The organism is Pseudoalteromonas sp. c7(2019) (assembly GCF_011378625.1).
Classification (GTDB): domain Bacteria; phylum Pseudomonadota; class Gammaproteobacteria; order Enterobacterales; family Alteromonadaceae; genus Pseudoalteromonas; species Pseudoalteromonas arctica.
On the sequence record NZ_WTKS01000008.1, the window covers coordinates 165,994 to 183,191 of the forward strand.

Consider the following 17,198-nt stretch of genomic DNA (forward strand, 5'->3'; position numbering starts at 1 on the left):
TTAAATACTCCATAATAAAAGCTTTGTATCCAATGTGTTTATGGTTCTAATTTAAAAGAACCGCTAGCATTTACATCAGGATTATTTATTTCGTTAAGATTAAAGTTGCCAGTAATATTGTCTAAGTCATTCAAAAATATTGCATCAACATCGCCCTCGGCTTTATTGTTGCCATGGGATGCAAATGTAACGGCTAAGTCAAGTTCGCTTAAATTTATTAAACCGCTGTAAGCCGCATACCAATTTCCGCCCGCGTCATTAAAACTAATTTCGCCATCAGGCACTGTGCCATTATCAAAATCAACAGCCATAGTCATAGCAAAGTCAGTAACAGCACCCACACTCGAATTTACATTAAAGCTTGATGCTTCATAGTTAAATACACCTTGGCGCTGAGCTATTTGATCGACTAAAGATGCGCTGCTAACTGTTTGAAATTGTTGTTCAGAATATATATCCATAGTATCTGTATCTGCTTCAAAAGCATTTACTTCAACTTCAGTTACAGATGCTTGTTCAGTCTCTTCTTCGTTGTCATCTTTAGGGTCGATCGTTACTATATTTTGATCAAACACACGTGCGGCACGCGTCGTTTTTAATACTTCACCAGAGGCTGTAATTTGTGCAAACGAAAATGCCTCGTTATCACCCAAAGAAACCACGCTATTATTTTCTAAAGTTAAATCTATTGCGCCATCCCATACAGCTAAAAACACATTGCCTTCAACGAGCTGAACTTCAAAATGTGTTCCCCGTATACCAATAGAGCCAACGGGGGTTTTTACATTATAAGAGCCGCCATTTTTTTTAATCACACCCGAAATAGAGCGTAAACCACCTTTAAGTAACTCAATAGAAGCAGAACCTTGTTGGGTATTATCATCAAATTCGTAGTTAGCAATATTTAGTTCTGAATTTTCTTTTAAAGCGATTAAACCACCATCCGACATTGAAAATTGCGCTTTGCTTTTCTCTCCGGTCGTAATGCGATCTACACCAAAAACGGTATCTCTGCGCTGCAACTGCCGTTGTTGTTCAGAGCTTCCATCAACCGCTAGTACAGAGCCTCGCGCTAAAATAGTTTTACCAGCAGGATCATTTGCTTGTGTATAAAAACTTACACAAAGTAAAGTGGTAATTACAGGGAGTAAATGTTTCATAAATACCTTAAATTAAAATGAGTAAGAAGCGCTTAAATTGATATCTAAACGGTCATATTCGAATAAAGAAATATTACTGGATTTATCTTGATAGTTGGCAGCCAACTGTATTGCTAAATCACGATTAACTAAATAGCGAACAGTGGTTGAGAGCATAAAGAGGTTATCGGCACGTTCTTGTAAAAATAAAGGGTGATCATCTTTATAATTAATCCATTGGTATCCAGCAAGAGATAACAACTGCCAATGTTGAGCTAGTTGAGTGTTCACTTGGTAGTACAAACTCGTAATATTACGGCTATTAAATTCACCTTCAGTAATATCGGCTTCTTCATTTTTAGCGTTAACACTTAAACTTTGAAACCATTGCTTAGTTGCATAGCTAGCTCCTGCGTTTATTGCATAAAACGAATTATTGAGCTTTTCATCAAATCTATTATTTAAAACACCCGCAGTCGCAGAGCTAAATAAATTAACTTGTTTATTCAGCTTATAACTAGCACCTGCTGTTAAAGCTGATTCAGTACGATAAAGATCGCCATCAAGCATTAATGGAGTCGTCGATACTTGTGCAAACCAACTTATGTCATTTTGTTTATATTGATAGGCAGCATTAATATGCGCATTTATACGATCGTATTGGCTGAGTTCTGCAAACTTGTACCACCCGGTATTAACACTCAAAGTGATTAAACTTTTCTGATCTATAGGGTGAGAGTACTTTCCTCTGTAATTTAGTCGCGCATAGTTGTCTTGCGTACTTTTACTTTCTGGCGATAATAAAAATTCACCAATATTAGGGATTATAATCGTATTTTCTGCCGTACCCGCATTTACGTTGCCATCAACGCCAAGGGCAAGCTCAATATTTTGCTTATAAGAACGTCCAGCTTCTTGCTTTTTAAGTGTGGTTGTATCAAGTAACGACTGTGCCGAAGACTTTATGTTATTAGGTGTATTAGGTGAGTTAATCAGTATTAAAGCTTGGGTATCGGCAGCAGGTAAATTATTAACGGTTAAATAAGCACGAACTAAGTACAAGCGAGCTTCATACCATCTAGGGTTGTTTTCAACCACGCGTTCAAAAGCAAATACAGCAGGTGCCGCATTTCCTGTTTTAAGCGCAGAAACTCCAAGTAAAAAATCATAAACAGGCTCACCTAAGTATTGAAATTCACTGTTACTTTTTTCGTAAGCCTGAGTATATTTCTTTTCAGAAACTAATTTTTGCAGTTCAATCAATAGATTATCATATTCATCATTGCTTTGAGCCAATGAGCTAAAACTTATTAAGGCCAAATAACTACATAGTAAATTTCTTAAAAGCTGTTTAATCATGCTTAATTTTATATCCCATAGGAAGTTTGATGTTTTGTAATAAAGTGATGTTATACCAATCTGCTTATATGTGAGGTCTATTTAACGTTAAGAAAATCACGCTAGAACTAGGCGAAAATTTTTGTATCTAGTTGTTCTAAATAAAAAATTTCAACAACGTTTTAGTGAAATTTAATTCGTTAAGTTGCTCAAATATTTATGCAGGTTGGTATTAGTACTAGAAATCTAGCACTTTTTGTACTTAAGTACAGCCAATGCAATCACATTGGTTAAATAAATGTTATTTAATTGCAGGCTAAATACTTGCTAATAAATCTTCAAGTTAAACTAATTAAAGGGGAGAGGTTGCTGATAAACTAATTTAGCTTAAAATATTAATTTGGGTAACAAAGCTTGGGTATGCTGTATAGAATATTAAAAAATATAATTTAGGGGAATTATTAAAATATAAATAAGGGTATTACTAGGAGAAAAAGTGGGGCGATTGACGGGGCTTGAACCCGCGACAACCGGAATCACAATCCGGGGCTCTACCAACTGAGCTACAACCGCCACTACACACACCTTGTTTGGTGTGGCGCGCATAATACATAAAATAATAAATGTTGTGAAGTCTAAAAGTGAAATAAATTAAAATAATTTAAATAAACAAATTTAATCAGTGTTGGACAGCTAGTATTTACGGGGATTAGGTAACATATTTGTCGCATAACCTTCGCGAAAAATCGAATACAGGCGAATTTAATAGTATTAATTCATTATTCTATGAGAATAAATTGTAAATTAATGTATAATAATGCTCGGAAAACGCTTAATAAAAAACATTTGGAGTAAATATGGATTCAGTACTTAATTGGCTTAACGATAACTCAGGCCTAATCTTACACTACGGTATACAAGCTGTTGTTGCGCTTGTTATCTTTTTACTTGGTAGTCGTATCGCTAAGTTTTGTTCTAACTTAACTGAAAAAGGTTTTGCTAAAAAGAAAGTAGATAAAGCTGTAGGGTCGTTTGTTTCAAGCATTGTGTACACACTTGTATTTGCTGTTACTATTTTAATGGCACTTTCGCAAATTGGTATTGAAACAACTTCGTTCATTGCTATTTTAGGTGCTGCAGGCTTAGCTGTTGGCTTAGCATTACAAGGTTCATTATCTAACTTCGCATCAGGCGTACTTATTATTTTACTTCGCCCATTCAAGTCTGGTGACTTTGTTGAAGCAGGTAATAAAATGGGTACTGTTAAGAAAATCGAAATATTCTCAACTGAACTTCGTACTCCAGATAATAAAGTAATCATCGTACCAAACTCTCAAATAATGTCAGGCGCTATTACTAACTTCTCGCGTGAGTCTACTCGTCGTATCGATTTAGTTATTGGTGTTAGTTACGATGCAGATTTACGTCAAGCAAAAGAAGTATTAAAATCTGTATTAGATGCAGAAACACGCATACTTAAAGACCCAGCTTATACAGTAGCTGTATCTGAGCTAGGTGATTCTAGCGTAAACTTTGTTGTTCGCCCTTGGGTTAACGCTGCTGATTACTGGCCTACTTACTGGTCATTAATGGAAAATATTAAAATTGCATTAGATGATGCAAATATTGCAATCCCATTTCCACAAATGGATGTTCATTTACACAAGCAAGACTAATTTTAAATAGTTATTTAATTAAAGTTATCTTTAATTGTTGTAGTGATAAAGCGGCTATTAGAAATAAAATTTCATGCAGTATTTGCTGCATGAAATTTTTTACATTATTACTTAGCTGTTTTGCTTGCTCTAACAAGTAACGCTTTAATAAAATAGATATACATTTATACAAAGGTTATTTTTTAATGAAATTAAAGCTTTTATCAGTTTTAGTTGCAGCATCTGCTGCAACAAATGCATTCGCTGCAGACGCAGATCAAAAAACGTGGGAAGTTACCAGTGAACTTGGTGCTATTATCACAAGTGGTAATACAGAAACGACCACACTCAAAGGTGGTATTAAAGTACAGCACAACCTTGAAAACTGGAACAACGAATACAAACTAGACGGCATCTATAAAGAAGATGAAGTTGAAGATGCTAATGGCGACAAAAATAAGCAGCGCACTAATGAAAAGTACTCGATTTCAGCGCAAGGTAATTACAAATTAAATGAAGATCATTCTCATCTATTCATTTATGGTTCACACGTTTCAGATTATTTTGGAGCATATAGAAGTGAGTCAGTAATTTCTGCAGGTTACGGTTTACGTTTATTAAACGAAAAAACAATGTGGTTAAGTGCCGAAGTTGGTCCTGGTTATAAATATTTTGAATACCCAGATGACAGCTCTGAAATTGATGATAACGGTAACTCTCTTGCTGGCGAGTTTGAAGGCGAAGTAATTGCCTTAGGTAAATTAGATTACAACTGGCAAATTTCTGAGAGTGCACGTTTTACTCAATTAGTTGCTGTAGAGTATGGTGATACAAACACTAAAACTCGTTCAGAAACTGCATTGCTTGCAAAAATAAACGGCTCATTACAAATGAAAGTCGCTTTTAATGTCACTAACAACTCAGATGTTGCTGACGACAAAGAAAGCACTGACACAGAAACATCATTTACTCTGGTTTACAGTTTTTAACCAATGTAACTAAGTTAATGACACTAAAGTGACAAAAGGGACGAAAGTCCCTTTTTTATTTGCTCAAAATTAAGGTATTATAGCCACCAATTTTGGTTGTAGACCTAGGGATATACCTACTCGTGAAAGTTTTTACACAATTTATTAGTGCTTTTATTCTACTTTGTAGTTTTAGTACTTTGGCTTTTACGCCAACAGCATCTCAAATTGAGCAATTTAAAAAGCTGCCAAAAGCTCAGCAAGAGGCGCTTGCTAAGCAGTATGGTGTTGATGTTTCAACGATCACCGGTACAAACCAATCCAATAATCAAAATAATACAGAACAACAAAACAGTATTGGCGAGCGCGCAGAGCCAGAAAAAGAAAAGCTAACAGATGAAGAACGCTTCAAACCAAAAGCAGACGAATTAAAACCATATGGTTATGAGTTGTTTGCAGGTGAACCCACTACATTTATGCCAAGCGAAAATGCCGCAGTACCCGATACTTATATTGTAGGCCCCGGCGATCAATTAAAAATTAACTTTTATGGTAAAGAAAGTGACAGTTTTGAAGTCATAGTTGACCGTGAAGGACGTATTAGTATTCCTGATCTGAGCCCTGTAGAAGTGGCTGGTTTAACCTTTGCTGAAATTAAAGAACTAATAAAAGTAAAAGTAGAGCAGGAAGTTATTGGTGTAAAAGCCTTTATATCGCTTGGCCAACTTCGTAGCATGCGTATTTTAGTGCTAGGAGAAGCGTATAAGCCGGGTAGCTACAGTGTTTCTTCGTTAACAACCGTTTCGCACGCATTATTTGTAAGTGGTGGCGTGTCTGACATTGCCTCTCTTCGTAATATTCAAGTTAAACGCGCAGGCAACGTGGTTGCAAACTTTGACCTTTACGACTTACTTATTAATGGCGATAGCAGTAACGATATCGTATTAAAGCCGGGCGATGCTGTATTTATTCCATCAGTTGGCGCTCAAGTAAGAGTTGAAGGTGCGGTTAAACGCCCAGCTATCTTTGAACTTAAAAAAGGTGAGTCTGCTAAGCAGTTATTAGCAATGGCCGGAGGCCTTAAACCAAATGCATATGCCAAAAGCGCAATTGTAGAGCGCTTTAACTTCGATCGTAAAGAAGTGCTATCGGTAGATTTTTCAAAATCGCAAATTAACTATATTCCACAAGATGGCGACCGTATTCGCTTTAATTCAGTTAGCTCGCAATATCAAAATTCGGTTAGTCTAATTGGTGCGGTAGCACGCCCAGGTAATTATCAATGGCACCAAGGTAAGCGTATTTCTGATGTACTTAAATCAGTACGTGGTGACTTACTACCGCAAGCAGATTTAAGCTACGGACTCGTAATCCGCGAAATAAATATAAACGGCGATATAGAAGCACATCAGTTCGATGTTGCTCAAGCTATTATTAAAAACTCTGAAAATAATATACAGCTTCAAGCAAATGACAAAATAGTTGTATTCAGCCGTTTTGAAGAAAAAGAAGCAGAACAATCAGCTCTAGCAAATATGGCTCTTAGCCAAGAGCAACAAGAGCAGCAACAAAAAGCAGAGCAATGGCATAAGTTTGAGCAAAAAGAATTCGAAAAATATATTGGCGTTAATCAAGAAGACGAAGAGCTTGTTCTTGAAGACAATAAAATACTAACAATTGCTGAAATTTCTAAACGTAAAGCAAAAGAAGAAGAAGACCAAGAACTCAAACCTGAAGATTACGCATTATTTAGCCGCCATAACTTACTAGCGCCAATTATTGCTAAATTTAAGCAGCAAGCATCAGTGCAGCAAGCTATGCAATTAGTTGAGATTAGCGGGAACGTTACTTTCCCTGGTATTTATCCACTAATGATTGGTGGTGAGGTAAGTGATTTAATAACAGCAGCCGGTGGCCTGTTAGAGTCTGCCTACGTAAAACAAGCTGAAATTACACGTATTGTAGCCAGCGATGGTTCTAAAATAGAACACTTAAGATTTGACCTTGAAAGCGCCATGAAGGGCGATCTTCAAAGTAATATTACGTTACAAAGCAAAGACAGCATCAATGTTTTTGCAATTCCAAACTGGCAAGAAAATGTAAAAGTAGAATTAAAAGGCGAGCTTAGATTCCCGGGCACTTATACAATACGCCGTGGTGAAACGCTTACTGAACTACTTGAACGTGCGGGTGGCTTTTCAAAATTTGCAGAGCAAAAAGCAGCTGTATTTACGCGTGCATCGATAAAAGAGCAAGAGCAAAAGCAACTAGCGCGTTTATCTACAGAGCTTCGTCGTGATATAGCTTCAAAAAGCTTTCAGAACTCCGTAAGCAGTAGTACGCTTTCATATGAAGAGATGAACAAGCTGTTAAACGACCTCGCTAGTGTTGAAGCCGTAGGCCGTTTAGTAATTGACTTACCGTTAATTGTAAATAATCAACAAAATTTAGTATTACAAGATGGCGATACACTATATGTACCAAGCAAGCGCGATTCAATTAGTGTAATTGGTGAAGTTAACTACTCAACATCGCATCTTTATAAAACAGGTGTAAGTGTTGATGATTATATAGCGCTAAGTGGCGGGCTCAAAGAGCGTGCCGCTGAAGATCGAATTTACATTATTAAAGCTAATGGTTCAGTGAAAATACCAAATACAGGTGGCTGGTTTGCAGCAAATAATGCTGACCAGTTAGAACCAGGGGACACAATAGTAATCCCAATGGATGCAGGGCATATGGATAAGCTAACGCTTTGGAGTACAGCAACGCAGATTCTTTATCAGCTAGGTGTAGCTGTAGCAGCAATTGGAAGTCTTTAGGTGAAAAATGAATAATCAAGATTACATAGAGGTGGATTTCCGAACTTTAATTTCTATATTATGGAAAGGGCGTATATTAATTGTAGGTATTACAGCTTTATTTTCTGTAATAGCCGTTTTATTCTCACTGTCTTTGCCAAATATTTATCGTTCTGAGGCATTGATCAGTGTCGTTGAACAGGGACAGGACTCAACTTTAAGTGGATTATCCTCCACATTTGGAGGACTGGCTTCCATCGCCGGAATAAATTTACAAGCTGGAAGTGGTAGTAAACGTGATATAGCAATCGAAACACTGAAAAGTAGGACGTTTATTAGTGATTTTATCAATATTAATGAGCTAAAGCCCTTACTAATAGGTGTTGAGGGCTGGAATGCTGAGAAAAACGAACTTATTTATGATTCTGAAGTTTATGATATAGAAAATAACATCTGGGTGCGTGAGGTCAGTTACCCTAAAACAAAAACACCTAGCGACTTAGAAGCATACCGCTACTTAATAAAGGAAAACTTGTCTATTTCGGAAGATGAAGACACTGGTTTTATTCGTGTATCTATAAAACATTATTCACCATATATAGCTAAAAGAATCTTAGATAGCCTTATTAACTCTATAAACAATAAATTACGAATGATCGATATTGAAGAAGCCAATAAAAGTGTAGTTTTTTTACAAAGTAAACTTAAAGAAACTAAGAATGTAGATATAAGAAAAATCATGTTCGATATGATTGAAGGGCAAGTGCAAAATCAAATGCTTGCAGAGGTAAGGGATGAGTATGTGTTTAAAACTATCGATCCTGCAATTGTTGATGAAGTTAAGTTTTCACCTAAAAGAGCCATTTTAAGTATTATGGGTGCAATTTTAGGTTTTTTTATAGCTGTATTCAGTCTTTTAGTGTTTTTTATATATAAACGACAAAAGTAACTAGTGTTAAACCTTGAATATTACTTTTTCTTTTCTATATGTCGCTTTTTAGCATTTAATCAGAGATCAAAAATTTGTCAAAAATAATCTTAAAAGAGTCATATTTATACCTTTTAGGAGAAGTAATAAGTAAAGGTATACCTGTTTTTTTACTTCCTTATATGGCTAAAAAAATGGGAGTAAATGAGTTAGCTAATTTTTCTTTGTATCAGTCAATTATCGCAATAGCCTCTGTAGTTATACTATTGTCAATGGATGGTGCAATTGCCCGCTATTATCACAGGTATGGTTTCAGGTCGATCAGTATACTCAGACGTATTGCTGTAACTATAAGTGCAGCACTATGTTTAGTAATTATTACAATCTCCTTGTTATTAGGTGAAAACCACATAGCAATATCGGCTTTAGCATCATTTTGCTATGTGTTACTTATGCTTAACTTCTCTATAGCTCAAGCTTCTAGGCAAGTACATAAATACTTTTTAGCACAAGTGATTAGTGGTGTGACTTTGCTATTTAGTATTATTATTTTATTCGAGTTTACGCAAGCAACATCACAGACCAGAGTTTATGCCGGGGCACTTTCTTGGTTTATTCCTTCTCTCTGGCTATTTTTTACGTTAAAAACGTATACGAATAGAATCAATAAGAAAATAAATAAAAAGCATATTTTATATTTATTTTCTTTTGGTTTACCTCTCTTACTACATGCTCTATCAGGTGTGATTAGAGGACATGTCGAAAGGTTTATCATCAATGACTCTTTTTCCAAAAGTGCTCTTGCGGAATACTTTTTAGCAATTCAAATTGCAAGTATTTTTTACCTGCTTTTACTGGCACTAAATAGAGCTTTAGTACCTCATTTTTATGCGAAAATGAAAAATAGGGCCCTTAACACAATAGAGGTAAAGCAACTTGTTTTAAAGTCATTCCTAATTGTGCCTTTGTTTCCTATTTTTGTTTACTTAATTCCAGACTCATTATTTGTTTATATTTTTGGTGATGAGTATACAAACCTAGGTCAGTGGGTTGCTGTTCTAGTGTTAGGATACTCTTTAATGATCCCATACTTCATTCTGGTAAACCTTTTGTTTTATCAAGCAAGAAATAAGTTAATCTCATCGGTTAGCATTTTTGTCGCTTTGATACATATAGGGATATCTTGCATATTCTCATTATATTCAATGGACTTGTTGGTTTACTCATTGTTTTTTTCATCAATATTACAAATATGCATAATGTATTTTTGTACATTTAAAAATATAAGTAAGGTCAAACAATAAATGGAACTTTATATTGCCTCAAAACCCATGCAAATCACGGTTTCTAGTATAATTGCCGGTTCTAAAAAAGAAGGTAGTTGTTTAATAATTATTGATATGTTTCATGATGCAGAAGCTGTTTTTAATAATATTAAATCTGCAGGTGATTGGAAAAAAGTACTGTTTGTAAAAAATCGATTCATGTCATTTGTTAAAGGAAGTCGTTTAAAACCGACAAAAACTTATATCGATGGTGACATAGGTACTAGGTTAGCCTTATACCTCGCTTACTTCAAACTTATATCCAGAACAAAGCAGATTTATGTTTACGAAGAAGGAATTGGTACATATAGAAATGACATATATGTACCTAGCTATAAAACTAAAATTTTTGATGTGTTAGGTATAAGTACTGTATTTGGAGGAAGTTGGTTCTGTAATGGGGTTTATGTATTTGAACCAAAAGAGTATGCAGAGCGAATTAAAATAAAAAAGAAAAACTTTTCTATCTTAAAAATCACTAAAAGTATGAAGAGTTACTGCGAAGAAAACGTAGCTTATTTAAATAAAATTTATAACTTTGATCCAGCAAGTGTCGGTGAGGGGAATAAGTGTTTTATATATATAAGTGACTGGAGTTTTGATAGTCGTTTCATCGATATTGCAGATAGAGTTTATGATAAAAAGTTAGTTAAATTACACCCGAATATCAAAAATAGCTTAGGGCTTGAAGGGGCACTCGGTTTTGAGGTTGTTGAGAATAAAGTGCCTGCAGAGATTTTAATAAATGCACTTTCAAAGAGTTACTCACAAGTTCAAGTTTTACATCATGGTTCGAGTGTCGCGCACTATATGAAGTACGATAATGTGTCTTATTTAAAAGTTTCCAAGTGAGTTATTTTTGAGCAATGTTGATGTGTGAACCTTTTAACAATCTATCATTTAAGGCGTTTAAGTGAATTATTATACAATCGCTAATTATGGGTTGCTACTCATTGCGCTACTGCTCATTTTACTTATTGCTTACAGTGATATTTTGGGAAAAGTTAGTTTTAAAAGCTCAAGTGCGTTGTTATCTATTTTATTTTTATTAGTGCTTTTGATTTCCCGTGATAAAGGCTGGGATTTAGAGTTATATGAAAATATTTTTAATAATGTTAATGATATTGGAATTGGTGGGTGGATAGAGCCAGGTTTTCAGTTTTTAATATTAGCGGTTAAATCAATCAATGGGAACTTTCTCTTATTTAATACTATTTACTCATTGATTATATGTTGTTTTTTATATTCTATTGTAAATAGAGACTTAAGATATGCATCAATAGCAGTATTAATGTTTTTCTTTCTTTATTATTTTAGAGGACCATATGGGCAAATAAGGCAAGCATTAGCAATGCTGATCTTCTTATACTCGCTGAGATTTATTGTTGATAGAAAGATGCTATACATTTTTCTTAACTTTATAGCATTAATGTTTCATAGCGTTGCTATATTTAGTTTTGTTTTTTTAATTTTGGCCAGTTTTTTTAATTTAACAAAGAAGAGATATTTAATATTAATTTCTTTATTTTCAATTTTTTATCTTGCGGGGGTCTTTAGTAACCTCCTAACATACTTAATCGGATTAGATCCAAACCCAGTTTTAATGAAAGTACAATTTTATATTGAAAATGCTAATGTTCAGGGTGGCTGGTTAACGCCTGAATTTCTTAAGATATGGGTTATCTCTATATTAGTTTTGTTGATTGTCCCCGAGTTTGATAAACTTAACACATACCGCAAAATCTTAATTTTGAGCTTTCTTACTGGTTCATGTTTATACATGCTTTTAAGTTTTGATTTAAGGCTTGCATCACGTTCAAGTCGGCTTTTCCTGATTTCTGAATTTTTAATCATTGCTATGTTATTTGAGTATGTGAAAAATAGAGGAAAGCTATTCTTATTTATACTTCTTTATGGTTCTTTCTTTTTAATTTGGGAGTTCTATATTATGTCAAAAGCAGAGGTTATTTACTCGTGGAGTTAAAATGAATATTCAAATTTTAATGGCAACTATGGCTAAATCGTGTATCGGTGATATCGATTGGAAAAATAAATGCATAGTTTCACCGTTATTATTAATCAACCAATCAGATTTCGAAGGTACCGAAACTTTAGATGATATTACTATGATATCAAAAAAAGAAAGAGGCTCCTCAAAAAGTAGAAATCTCGCTATTGAGAATGCAAGCGGTGATATCTGCATCATTGCTGATGACGATGTTAGTTATTTAGAAAACTATGAGAGCATAGTCAAAGATGCTTATATTAAGTATCCAGACGCTGACATTATAACTTTTCAGATACAAACAACAGAAGGTAAGCCTTTTAAACCAAATTACTCTAACGAAGAGTATTATCACACTAAGATGAGCATTCTAAAATGCGCATCTATTGAGATTACGTTTAAAAGAGAATCGATTATTAAAAGTGGTTTGAAACTGGATCTAGAATTTGGCTTAGGTAGTAAATATCGTGTTCATGATGAGATTATTTTTTTGAAAGATGCACTAGATAATGGCCTTAAGTGTGTTTATATCCCATTACCTATAGTTATTCATCCACCAGAAAGTTCTGGTACAGATTATAATGAGCAATTGTTGTTTTCAAAAGGTGCTGCATTTTACCGTCTGTTTGGCATTTCAGGACTTTTATATGATTTAGCTTTCTCAATCAAGAAATATTCAGAGTACAAAAATGTATTTAGTTTTATACAGTGTCTAAGGCTTATGGTTAAAGGTACATTGAGTTATTCTAAGGAACAAAGTAAATGACTAAAGTGAAATATTTAATTTTGGGTGGCGGTGTTTCAGGGCTAGCCTTCGCTAACTTTGTAAATTCAGAGGATTACCTAATTATAGAGAAAGAGCCTGAGTTAGGTGGTTATTGTCGAACTATTTACCAAGATGGTTTTGTTTGGGATTATGCAGGTCACTTTTTTCACTTTGCAACTGATCAACTAAAAAACTTTTTTAAAAACAAGATTGATGATAGTAAACTTGTTGAAAGAACTAAAGTCACAAAAATTTTCTTTGATGATGAGCTTATAGACTTTCCTTTTCAGTCTAATATACATCAGCTTAAAAAAGATAAATTTCAAGAATGTTTGTATGATCTTTATTTCCGTTCAGACAAAGAAAGCTATAATTCTTTTTTAGATATGCTTTATTCGAAATTTGGTAAGGCTATAACTGACTACTTTTTGAAACCTTATAATGAAAAGCTATATGCTTGTGATTTGAATACACTAGATGTTAATGCCATGGGGCGATTTTTCCCTTATGCTAACTTAGATCAGGTTATCAAATCTTTCAAAAAGCAGTCAGTTGAAAGCTACAACTCAAGTTTTCTTTATCCAAAAGAAGGGGCAAGGATTTTTGTTGATGCTTTAGCTGAGTCAGTCCCAACAACGAAAATTTCACTAAACGAAACTGTACAAAAAATTTGCTATGAAGAAAAGCTCGTTGTTACAAATAAAAGAACAATAGCATTTGATTATTTGATAAATAGTTCGCCTTTGAAAATGTTTTCTAAGCAATTAGATGTAGATAGAGTAAACCTGCTAGCTGATGATTTTAGCTATAATAAAGTACTAGTATTTAACTTAGGTTTTGATAAAAAATCACCGAACCAGGATACGCATTGGTTATATTTCCCAGATAAAAATATCAACTTCTACAGAGTTGGCTTTTACGATAATATTTTGGGTAGTGATAAGCTAAGTATGTATGTAGAGGTTGGTTACTCACCCGAAGATGACGTTGATATAGAGACACAACTACAATTAACGATAGATAATTTGAAGGCTGTGGGTATTATTGATGACCACAAATTGATTTCTCATTGTTCCATTGTGATGGATCCTGCGTACGTACATGTTAGTGACAAATCGAATTCTTCAAAACAAAAAATATTAGAAATTTTGTCTCAAAAAAATATTCATTCCATAGGTCGTTATGGAGACTGGAAATACTGTTCTATCGAGGACTCAATGCTTGACGCAATAAACCTAGCAAGTGAAATTAGCTAATGTTTAAAGAGCACCTAGTTAGTATTATAATGCCAGCTTATAACTGCGAGGCTTTTATCAAAGAAAGTATCGAATCTGTGATGGCTCAAACATATACACACTGGGAACTAATCATTGTTAATGATTGCTCAACAGACAACACTCTAGCAGTGGTCACTGAGTTTTCAGATCCTAGAGTTACTTTAATAAATAATGAAGTAAACTTAGGTGTAGCAAATAGCCGAAATATTGCGATAGAGAAAGCCGAAGGGCGTTTTATTGCCTTCTTAGATAGTGACGACCTTTGGTATAGTACTAAGTTAGAAAAACAAGTAATAGCCCTATGTAAAGCGGGTGAAAATACTGTCTGTTCCCACTCTTCATATGAAAGAATTGATGAATTTGGCAGTGTATTAACTCGAGTAAGTATAAAAAATAGCGTTAATTTTAAAACTCTTTTAAAGAGTAACTTTATTGGTAATTTAACAGGTATAATTGATCGCTCTAAAGTTGTATTACCTAAACAAAAAGAGATAAAACACGAAGACTATGTAATGTGGCTCGAGATTTTATCTAGTGGGCAGGATTTTTACTCGTTAGGAGTACCTGAAGTCTTGGCAAAATACAGAGTTAGAGCTGGTTCCATATCGGCTAATAAGCTTAAATCACTGACTTGGCATTGGCATATACTTCGTTACCATATGAGGTTGAATATATTTCAAAGCTCATTATTTATATTAAATTATTTATATTTTGCTAGCAGAAAGCGAGCATGATCTATCGTAAAATTATTTTTTAGGTGAAATTACGCTTTAGTAATAGCTCTTAAAATAGTCTCATATTGGAAAAGTTATGTTAAACAATAAAACAGTTTTAATCACGGGTGGCACTGGGTCATTTGGTAAGAAGTTTATAGAAACTATTTTAGCGCGTTACCCAGATGTAAAAAAAATAATCATCTATTCGCGCGATGAATTAAAGCAGTCTGTAATAAAACAAAAGTACCCAGCATACGATTACCCGCAATTACGTTTTTTTATTGGTGATGTTCGCGACAAAGAACGTTTAACGCAAGCGTGTGAAGGTGTAGATGTCATTATTCACGCAGCAGCTATTAAGCAGGTTGATACCGCTGAATACAATCCAACAGAATGTATTCGTACAAACATAGATGGTGCTGAAAATGTTATTCATGCCGCATTAGCGTGTGGTGTAAAAGATGTTGTAGCGCTATCGACAGATAAAGCATGTGCACCAATTAATTTATACGGTGCCACTAAACTTGCATCAGACAAATTATTTGCTGCTGCTAATAATATTCGCGGCTCGAAAGACATTAAATTCAGCGTTGTTCGTTATGGTAATGTAATGGGTTCTCGTGGCTCTGTTATTCCTTTCTTTTTAGAAAAACGAAAAGAAGGTATTTTACCAATCACACACAATGAAATGACTCGTTTTAATATATCGCTTCAAGACGGCGTTAATCTAGTTATGTTTGCCTTGGGTAACCATCTTGGTGGTGAGATATTCATCCCTAAAATCCCGTCATACAAAATTTTAGACATTGCAGAAGCCGTAGCACCTGAATGTGAAACGCGTGATGTAGGTATTCGCCCAGGTGAAAAACTACATGAAGAAATGATTACAGATACTGACTCGTTAAATACGATTGATTTGGGTCCATACTACGCAATTTTACCCTCTGTATCGTATACATATACCGAAGAAGAATACCTTGCTCACCATAAAGCTGAAAAAGTACCATTTGGTTTTAAATACAACTCAGGAACAAACACTGAGTGGGAAACAATTGAAGGCTTGCGTGAGCTTATTGTTGAACATGTTGACCCATCGTTTGAAGTATAGAGATAGCTAAATGATACCGTATGGAAAGCAAGATATAACTCAAGCAGATATTGATGCTGTGGTTAATGTATTAAAGTCGGACTTTTTGACGCAAGGGCCACAAGTCCCTGCGTTTGAACGTGCACTGATGGATTCAAGCGGCGCCAATCATGCCTTGGCTGTTAATAGTGCAACGTCAGCTTTGCATATTGCTTGTTTAGCGCTTGAATTAGGGGCCGGTGATATATTATGGACAACACCTGTCACTTTTGTAGCCTCAGCTAATTGTGGTTTGTATTGTGGCGCATCAGTAGATTTTGTTGATATAGATCCCGCAACTTATAATCTTTGCCCTGTAGCATTAAAAGAAAAGCTTATCCGCGCTAAAAAAGAAGGTATTTTGCCTAAAGTTTTAGTTGCAGTGCATTTATGTGGTCAGCCATGTGACATGAAAGCAATCCATGCGTTATCTATAGAATATGGCTTTAAAGTCATTGAAGATGCTTCACATGCAATAGGTGGACGTTATTTAGAACAACCAATTGGCTCATGTGAATACAGTGATATTACCGTGTTTAGCTTTCACCCTGTTAAAATTGTTACCACTGCAGAAGGTGGTGCGGCATTAACTAATAGCAAAGCACTTGCAGACAAAATGGCACTTTACCGAAGCCATGGAATAACACGTGACGAAGCATTAATGGAAAATGCATCGCATGGTGGTTGGTACTATGAGCAAGTGGATTTAGGTTTTAACTACCGCATGACGGAGCTGCAAGCTGCACTCGGTGTTTCGCAAATGAGCCGGTTAAGTGAGTTCGTTTCCGCACGTCATGAATTAGCAGTGCGTTATTACGATAAGCTGGCCAGTTTACCGATTGTACTGCCTTATCAGTTGCCTAACACTTATTCTGGCTTACATTTATATGTTATTCGTCTAAACCTAAATGAAATTAGCAAAACGCATAAAGAAGTGTTTGACGAGCTAAGAGAAAACGGTATTGGTGTTAACCTGCATTATATTCCAGTGCACCTACAGCCTTATTACCAAAAAATGGGCTTTAAACAAGGTGACTTTCCAAATGCAGAGAGTTATTACAGCAATGCTATTTCATTGCCGATGTTTCATGGTATGACCCATGAGCAGCAAGACGAAGTTATCAGTAAGCTAACACTAATATTAGAAGCCTAAT

The 17,198-nt window shown here is 35.0% G+C and carries 14 protein-coding genes and 1 tRNA gene; 12 read left to right on the plus strand and 3 right to left on the minus strand.

What is annotated here, in order from left to right; translation table 11 throughout:
• Positions 1 to 38: 38 nt before the first annotated feature.
• The 3 genes from GQR38_RS10990 to GQR38_RS11000 form a co-directional block, all read right to left on the minus strand.
• Positions 39 to 1,160 carry a FecR domain-containing protein gene (locus GQR38_RS10990; protein ID WP_007582324.1) on the minus strand — a complete coding sequence of 374 codons (1,122 nt, stop codon included), beginning with the start codon at positions 1,158 to 1,160 and terminating at the stop codon, positions 39 to 41.
• A 12-nt stretch (positions 1,161 to 1,172) separates the two neighbouring features.
• The gene (locus GQR38_RS10995) at positions 1,173 to 2,498 is read right to left on the minus strand and encodes a surface lipoprotein assembly modifier (RefSeq protein ID WP_165721197.1); all 1,326 of its coding nucleotides are present in this window, start codon (positions 2,496 to 2,498) and stop codon (positions 1,173 to 1,175) included.
• Positions 2,499 to 2,974: 476 nt separating this feature from the next.
• A tRNA-His gene (locus tag GQR38_RS11000) sits at positions 2,975 to 3,050 on the minus strand.
• Between the two features lie 284 nt (positions 3,051 to 3,334).
• Here GQR38_RS11000 and GQR38_RS11005 point away from each other — a divergent pair.
• The 12 genes from GQR38_RS11005 (at position 3,335) to pseC (ending at position 17,197) form a co-directional block, all read left to right on the plus strand.
• Complete coding sequence (locus GQR38_RS11005) at positions 3,335 to 4,153, plus strand: mechanosensitive ion channel domain-containing protein (protein ID WP_007582322.1); 819 nt, start codon at positions 3,335 to 3,337, stop codon at positions 4,151 to 4,153.
• Between the two features lie 185 nt (positions 4,154 to 4,338).
• On the plus strand, positions 4,339 to 5,121 hold the full coding sequence (locus GQR38_RS11010; RefSeq protein ID WP_024593750.1) for a DUF481 domain-containing protein: 783 nt from the start codon (positions 4,339 to 4,341) through the stop codon (positions 5,119 to 5,121).
• A 122-nt stretch (positions 5,122 to 5,243) separates the two neighbouring features.
• Positions 5,244 to 7,922: an SLBB domain-containing protein gene (locus GQR38_RS11015; protein ID WP_165721196.1), complete on the plus strand. Its 2,679-nt coding sequence runs from the start codon at positions 5,244 to 5,246 to the stop codon at positions 7,920 to 7,922.
• Between the two features lie 7 nt (positions 7,923 to 7,929).
• Positions 7,930 to 8,850, plus strand: a complete 921-nt coding sequence (locus GQR38_RS11020; protein WP_101163222.1) for a Wzz/FepE/Etk N-terminal domain-containing protein — start codon at positions 7,930 to 7,932, stop codon at positions 8,848 to 8,850.
• 74 nt (positions 8,851 to 8,924) lie between these two features.
• Positions 8,925 to 10,133 (plus strand): oligosaccharide flippase family protein, encoded by a 1,209-nt coding sequence (locus tag GQR38_RS11025; protein WP_165721195.1) that lies wholly within the window; start codon positions 8,925 to 8,927, stop codon positions 10,131 to 10,133.
• On the plus strand, positions 10,134 to 11,006 hold the full coding sequence (locus tag GQR38_RS11030) for a hypothetical protein (RefSeq protein ID WP_024589839.1): 873 nt from the start codon (positions 10,134 to 10,136) through the stop codon (positions 11,004 to 11,006). It begins immediately after the preceding gene.
• Positions 11,007 to 11,067: 61 nt separating this feature from the next.
• Positions 11,068 to 12,138: an EpsG family protein gene (locus tag GQR38_RS11035; RefSeq protein ID WP_024589838.1), complete on the plus strand. Its 1,071-nt coding sequence runs from the start codon at positions 11,068 to 11,070 to the stop codon at positions 12,136 to 12,138.
• Between the two features lies 1 nt (position 12,139).
• Positions 12,140 to 12,925 (plus strand): glycosyltransferase family A protein, encoded by a 786-nt coding sequence (locus GQR38_RS11040; RefSeq protein ID WP_024589837.1) that lies wholly within the window; start codon positions 12,140 to 12,142, stop codon positions 12,923 to 12,925.
• On the plus strand, positions 12,922 to 14,181 hold the full coding sequence (locus GQR38_RS11045; RefSeq protein WP_101162756.1) for an FAD-dependent oxidoreductase: 1,260 nt from the start codon (positions 12,922 to 12,924) through the stop codon (positions 14,179 to 14,181). Before GQR38_RS11040 ends, GQR38_RS11045 begins: the two co-directional genes overlap by 4 nt.
• Positions 14,181 to 14,936: a glycosyltransferase gene (locus GQR38_RS11050; protein WP_165721194.1), complete on the plus strand. Its 756-nt coding sequence runs from the start codon at positions 14,181 to 14,183 to the stop codon at positions 14,934 to 14,936. Before GQR38_RS11045 ends, GQR38_RS11050 begins: the two co-directional genes overlap by 1 nt.
• A gap of 76 nt (positions 14,937 to 15,012) precedes the next feature.
• Positions 15,013 to 16,026 (plus strand): UDP-N-acetylglucosamine 4,6-dehydratase (inverting), encoded by a 1,014-nt coding sequence (gene pseB / locus GQR38_RS11055; RefSeq protein ID WP_024589834.1) that lies wholly within the window; start codon positions 15,013 to 15,015, stop codon positions 16,024 to 16,026.
• 10 nt (positions 16,027 to 16,036) lie between these two features.
• Positions 16,037 to 17,197 carry a UDP-4-amino-4,6-dideoxy-N-acetyl-beta-L-altrosamine transaminase gene (gene pseC, locus GQR38_RS11060; protein WP_165721193.1) on the plus strand — a complete coding sequence of 387 codons (1,161 nt, stop codon included), beginning with the start codon at positions 16,037 to 16,039 and terminating at the stop codon, positions 17,195 to 17,197.
• Position 17,198: the final 1 nt, after the last annotated feature.